The following is a 323-nucleotide window of genomic DNA, read 5'->3' as shown; positions in this document are numbered from 1 at the left end:
TAGAGCTGATGGAAGGCCGCGCATCCATGATGGCCAATGGCACCAGCTTAATATATTAACGCCTGATATAACCTCTTCATTATAAATACAAAAAAGCCCGCGAAAGCGGGCTTTTTATTGCTTAGTAAATCGTTACTTATGGTATTTACGGCTTAACTCACCTACGGCATTAATAAACGCACCAGCGTGCTCAGGGTTAACATCCGGAGTAATACCGTGGCCCAGGTTAAAGATATGTCCTGTGCCCTCGCCAAAGCCTGCAAGAATAGTTTCAACCTCTGAGCGGATGCGCTCAGGCGAAGCATGCAGCATAGACGGGTCCA

Annotated in this window: 1 protein-coding gene; it reads right to left on the bottom strand. The window is 47.1% G+C overall.

Annotation, left to right across the window (positions count from 1 at the left end; genetic code table 11):
- Positions 1-132: 132 nt before the first annotated feature.
- The coding region (locus CWC14_RS18700; protein ID WP_283957463.1) for a uroporphyrinogen decarboxylase family protein at positions 133-323 on the bottom strand (191 nt) is incomplete at its 5' end.

It is taken from the genome of Pseudoalteromonas sp. S3260, from assembly GCF_005886925.1.
GTDB classification, from domain to species: Bacteria; Pseudomonadota; Gammaproteobacteria; order Enterobacterales; family Alteromonadaceae; genus Pseudoalteromonas; species Pseudoalteromonas tetraodonis.
Note: the sequence above shows the minus strand (reverse complement) of the source record. Positions and strands in the feature narration are given on the sequence as shown.